Origin of the sequence: Micromonospora sp. NPDC006766, assembly GCF_040636055.1 — a bacterium.
In the GTDB taxonomy this organism is placed as follows: domain Bacteria; phylum Actinomycetota; class Actinomycetes; order Mycobacteriales; family Micromonosporaceae; genus Micromonospora.
Genome location: NZ_JBEYIX010000107.1, coordinates 1 through 5,042 on the forward strand (window position 1 = coordinate 1; position 5,042 = coordinate 5,042).

A 5,042-nucleotide genomic window follows, 5' to 3' on the forward strand; every position below is an offset into this window, starting at 1 on the left:
CGCAGACCTACCAGCACCCATCGTCGCCGACCTACTCGGCATCACCACCAACACCGCCCTCCGCTGGGCACGACACACCAACAGCGACTGGACCGACTACCTCAACGCGCGAGGCCACGACACATGACACCACCAAACGAATACCGCACATGCCGAACAACGCCTCCTGCCACTAAAGGCAGGTGAGGCCCGACCTCGCACCACGACGCCACATCCGACAGCGCACAGATCACGGGGGTGAAACATGCGCACCGACCAGAACCAGCATCCGTTCCTGCCCATACCTGAACCGCCGCCACCGGCCGACCGAGCCGGCCGCAAGGGCCAACATCGCAACCGGCACACGCTGCGCCGACCGCGACACCTGCGGAGGCCACGATGAGCGCCTCCACACGGCGGCCCATCGCCGGGATCTACCGCCCACCCGTCAACGCCCGACCGGCCCCGCCGCCGCGCCCGGACGCAGTGGCGCAACTCTGCCGCACCGCGAACAGCGTCCGCGCGCATCTCGAACGCACGGTGCTGCGCGATGCCGGCATGACATGGACCAGCTACGACGTGCTGGTGCTCATCTGCGCCCGCCGAGTGGTCGAGACCCGCGCCATCGCCATGGAGGTGGGCATCGCCAAAGCCACCCTCACCAACACGCTCAGCGTGCTCGTCGGCCGGGACCTCGTGCGCCGCCAGCTACACGAGCATGACCGCCGGCGCGTAGTCGTGCGGCCCACCCAGGCCGGCCTGGACCTTGCGCGGGAGCTGCAACGCCTTGTGCATGCCCGGCAGGCGGAGCTGTTCGCCGGCCCAGGCATGCCGCCGAGAGACAACATCGCCCATGTGCTGCGCGTGGTGGCCACCCGTTCCCGCCCGGACGATGCCAACCCAGGTGGGGAGGAATCTTGATGACCGGCAACATCGGTGTGGCACGAGGAACCGCCCTGTGCGTCGGCGCGGTCCTCGGCCCCGGGGTCCTGGTCCTGCCGGCACTGGCCGTCCGCGCCGCTGGACCGGCGTCGTTGCTGGCCTGGGCAGCGCTCATGGCCGTTTCGGTGCTCATCGCCGCCTCGTTCGCCAGCCTCGGCGCCCGCTATCCCGACGGCGGGGGCGTCGCCGCGTTCACCCGCCGGGCCTTCGGTGCCCCCGCCGCCGCTATCGTCGGCTCCTGGCTGTACACGGCGGTGCCGGTCGGGGTGGTCGCGGGCGTGATCGCCGGTGCCCGCTACACCGCAGCCGCGCTCGACGCCTCACCCACAACGGTCGCCGGCATCTGCGCAGTGCTCCTCGCCGCGGTGTACGGGGCGAATCTCGTGGGACTGCACCTGTCCGGACGGCTGCACCTGGCGCTGACCGCCGCCCTGGTGGCGTTGCTCGTCGCGGTCATCGCCGTGGCCGGACCCCGCGTCGACGCCGAACGCCTCACGCCGTTCGCGCCTCATGGAGTCGCCGGTGTCGGCAGCGCCGCCGCCGTGCTGTTCGCGAGCATCTGCGGCTGGGAGGCCACCGCCAACCTGTCGGCGGAGTTCACTCACCCCCGGCAGGTGCGACGGGCCGCAGTCGCGAGCATGAGCGTCATCATCGTGCTCTACACCGGGTTGGCGATCTGCACCGTCGGGGTTCTCGGCGACACCGCCGGTGACACGCCAGTGCCGCTGATACACCTGCTCGGCGCGACCGGAAGGCCGTGGGCGACCGCAACCATCGCCGTGTTGGCGGTACTGCTCACCTTCGGCGCCAGCTTCACGTTCGTCGCCGCTGGCGCACGGGCCGGTGTGTCCCTGGCCCGTAACCACGTCCTACCTGCTCGCGTCGCGGTGACCCGCCAGGGTGTCCCTCGGCGCAGCGTCGCCGTACAGGCCGCCGCCGGAGCCGTCGTCGCGGTGATCGCCGCAGCCGCTCCTGGCATCGTCACCGTGGATCTGCTGGTGCGCGTGTTCGCCGCCTTGCTCGCCTGCGTCACAGTGGTCGGCCTCGCGGCTGCGGTGCGGCTGCTGCCAGTCGCGCGATCGCGCGCCGGCGCGGCCGTGGCCGCGCTGGCGGTCACCGTCATCGCGGCGTTGAGGGGCCCTTCGCTACTTGCTCCTGCCGCCGTTGCCGCCATCGTGCTGGCACGGCTGGATCGAGCGTCCAGCCCTGCGGCCGCCATGCGGGCCGCCGCCACGGGAACTGATCGCCATGCCTCTCTCGGCGACGTCCGTGCGCGTGGGACAGCGGCGAAGGCGGGGATCCGATGACACAGCAGACGACCATGCCGGCCGAGGATGCCGTTTCCCGTAGCGAAGTGCCCATCGCACCCGGGCCCGGGTGGCGGCTGGGCCTCTTGTACGGGCCCGCCGTCTACGGCGTCAGCGCCGCCGCCGTCGCGCTCCCCGAAACAGCCCAGCATCTCCGCGTCAGCGGGCCAGCGCTCGCGTGGATCCTCACCGCGTACGCCGTGGGTATCGGCGTCGGTGCGGTCACCGCCGGCCGTATCACCGATCTGTGGGGCAGCCGCCCAATCCTCCTGATCGCCGTCACCTTGCTCGTCACCGGAGCGCTGGTCTGCGCGGTCGCTCCGAACCTGGTGGTCATCGTGATCGGTCGAGTCCTGCTGGCGGTGGGCTCCGGCGTGGTCCAAGCCACCGCGCTCGCGACGGCCGCCCGCCTGCCGGTATCGCAACGCCCGATGGCAATGGCTCGGTTCGGTGCCTGCCTGGCTGCGTTCAGCGCGACCGCGCCCCTGGCCGGGGCGGTGGCGGTGGCCTGGTCGTGGCGGGTGGCACTCGTGCTGCCCGTGCTGTCCATCGCCGCAATCCCGCTGTGCTGGCCCCTGAGCACCCCGCGACGGCATCGAGAGCCGCTGGACTGGCCTGGAGCAGGACTGCTCGCTGTCGTCGCCGCCGGACTCCTCCTGACCGCCCAAACCGCTGCCCAGCACGCCAGCGCGGTCACCATCACGGCGACAGCTGCCGCTACCGCAGCCACCGCGCTCATCCTCGCCATCCGCAGCCGACGCCACCCCGGCGGGTTCGTCCCCGACGGCGTTCTGTCGGCCGCATGGTTCCGGCGCGCGGCCCTCGCCGGCGCGGGCGTCTACGGGGGCCTGTTCGCCATCCTCTACGCGGCACCCCACCTGCTGACGAAGCTCGGCTACGGCACCACGCACATCGGGCTGCTCCTGCTGCCCGGCGCCGCCGTCGGTGCCGCGCTGGCCCGAGGCGCCGCAGCCGCCGCCCGCCGCCTGCCTGCCCGATACGTTTTGTCGGCGGCGAGCCTGCTGTTCGCGGGTGCCCTGTGCTCTGCGGCCGTCGACCCCGGTCCGATCGGCGTCGCGGCAGCCGCCACGGCCGCATTCGCCGCCTCGGCGATCGCGCAGATGCTGCTCACGGCAGAAGTCACCAGACACGCGCCGCCGCGTTGCCGCGGCGGCGCGATCGGACTGCTCACCCTGGCCACCTTCGTAGGCGGTGGTGGAGGCAGCGCACTGTGCGCCGCCCTGTGGCAGCCATGGGGACCCGCCGCCGCGCTGGCCCTCACCGCACTGTTGCCCACCGCAGCCGCCGCAGCAGCCTGGCGACTGCGCCGCCAAGCGGCGGACACCTCTACCCACTTCGACTGACGACGAAGGACGCCCATGTCCCAGGCACCCCACCACACGCCCGATCTGGGCCCTCGGCTCGCTGCTCTCTTCGACCGGCTCACCACCGCGCACCGAACCGACCTGACCGGCAGCACGTCGACTACCGGTTTCCGGATGTTCGCACCGCTGCTGGACTTCGCGATCTACAACAACGGCGATGCCGACAGCGACCCCGCCCATCTGAACCACGCGCACGACCTGGAACGCGAGGCCGTCAGCTTCTTCGCCGGGCTGTTCCGAGCACCCGAACGGTGGTGGGGATGCGTCACCAGCAGCGCCGCCGACGCCACGCTCCACGCACTGCACATGGCACGCGCCCGCCTCGGCGCAGCCGCCGTCTACCACTCGGCCGCCGCGCACCCCAGCGTGCCGAGCGCCGCACGGCTCCTCGGTATGCACACCGTCACGGTCGCCACCGATCCCATCGGGGAGATGGACTACAACGACCTCACCCGCCAGCTCGCCGCTCACCGCAGCCCGGCGGCTGTCGTCGTGGCCACCATAGGTACCGCGTGGACCGATGCCGCCGACGACGTCGCGGAGATTCACCGACGCCTGGACCAGCTCGACATCGCCCGGCGGCACGTCCACAGCGACGCCGCAGGCATCGGCATCCCCCTGGCACTCTGCGACGACCCGCCACCATTCGACCTGACCGACGGCGCCGACAGCATCAGCGTCAGCGCGAACTCCTTTATCGGCCTCCCCATACCCGCCGGCATCCTCGTCAGCCGACGCCGGAACGCCGTAGCAGGCTCAACAGGTGGGGGCCGAGGGTGTGACGCTGTCGATGCCCGCAGCGGCCTGGCGGCGGTCATGCTCTGGTACGCCACCGCGCGCCTTGGCCGACGCGGGCTGCGGGAACGCGTACAGCACGGCGCCGAGTTGGCCGCCTACGCTGAGCAGCGACTACACGACGTCGGCTGGCGATGCTGGCGTCGCCCCGGCGCGCTGGCTGTCGTACTACCCACACCACCGCCGAACGTCACGGCTCGGTGGAGCCTCCTGACCGCGAATGGGTTTAGCAGGATCGTCTGCCATCCCGGCATCACCTACCAGCACATCGACGAGTTCGCCGCAGACCTCGCACGACACGTCGCCACAGTTATCCATGATCGTGCGGTAGCACCCGACTTCCTCACGTTGGTGACACGTAGCGCTGGCCACACATGACTCGACTGCAGGGCAGGGTGCCTGGGGAGTCGGTGGGGCGGCCGAGCGTGGAGCAGGCGGAGGCGGAAATGCCGAACGGCGGCCCGCTGAACCAGTCGGGCCGCCGTTGGCAGAATGGGGATCAGAGCGAGCGGATGTTCTCCGCCTGCAGGCCCTTCTGGCCCTGGGTGATGTCGAACTCCACCCGCTGGTTCTCATCGAGGCTGCGGAAGCCGCTCGACGAGATCGCGGAGAAGTGGGCGAAGACGTCGGCGCC

5 protein-coding genes are annotated in these 5,042 nt (G+C 71.3%); 4 read left to right on the forward strand and 1 reads right to left on the reverse strand.

The annotated features are described in order from the left end of the window. Positions 1-378: 378 nt before the first annotated feature. The 4 genes from ABZ671_RS32275 to ABZ671_RS32290 are packed head-to-tail and all read left to right on the forward strand — an operon-like array spanning position 379 to position 4,786. Positions 379-900, forward strand: a complete 522-nt coding sequence (locus tag ABZ671_RS32275; RefSeq protein ID WP_357865208.1) for a MarR family winged helix-turn-helix transcriptional regulator — start codon at positions 379-381, stop codon at positions 898-900. Beyond that, positions 900-2,228: an APC family permease gene (locus ABZ671_RS32280; RefSeq protein ID WP_357865210.1), complete on the forward strand. Its 1,329-nt coding sequence runs from the start codon at positions 900-902 to the stop codon at positions 2,226-2,228. The genes ABZ671_RS32275 and ABZ671_RS32280 overlap by 1 nt, the downstream gene beginning before the upstream one ends. Continuing rightward, the gene (locus ABZ671_RS32285; protein WP_357865214.1) at positions 2,225-3,592 is read left to right on the forward strand and encodes an MFS transporter; all 1,368 of its coding nucleotides are present in this window, start codon (positions 2,225-2,227) and stop codon (positions 3,590-3,592) included. Before ABZ671_RS32280 ends, ABZ671_RS32285 begins: the two co-directional genes overlap by 4 nt. Positions 3,593-3,607: 15 nt before the next feature. Beyond that, entirely contained in the window at positions 3,608-4,786 is a 1,179-nt protein-coding gene (locus ABZ671_RS32290) for a pyridoxal-dependent decarboxylase (RefSeq protein ID WP_357865217.1), read from the forward strand. 121 nt (positions 4,787-4,907) lie between these two features. Here the strand turns inward: ABZ671_RS32290 and ABZ671_RS32295 are convergent. Continuing rightward, the coding region (locus ABZ671_RS32295) for a cold shock domain-containing protein (RefSeq protein WP_357865220.1) at positions 4,908-5,042 on the reverse strand (135 nt) is incomplete at its 5' end.

Excerpts from the sequence above, each read along its gene's own strand:
- ABZ671_RS32275 (WP_357865208.1), top strand. The coding sequence starts at position 379 with ATGAGCGCCTCCACACGGCGGCCCATCGCCGGGATCTACCGCCCACCC.
- ABZ671_RS32280 (WP_357865210.1), top strand. The coding sequence starts at position 900 with ATGACCGGCAACATCGGTGTGGCACGAGGAACCGCCCTGTGCGTCGGC.
- ABZ671_RS32285 (WP_357865214.1), top strand. The coding sequence starts at position 2,225 with ATGACACAGCAGACGACCATGCCGGCCGAGGATGCCGTTTCCCGTAGC.
- ABZ671_RS32290 (WP_357865217.1), top strand. The coding sequence starts at position 3,608 with ATGTCCCAGGCACCCCACCACACGCCCGATCTGGGCCCTCGGCTCGCT.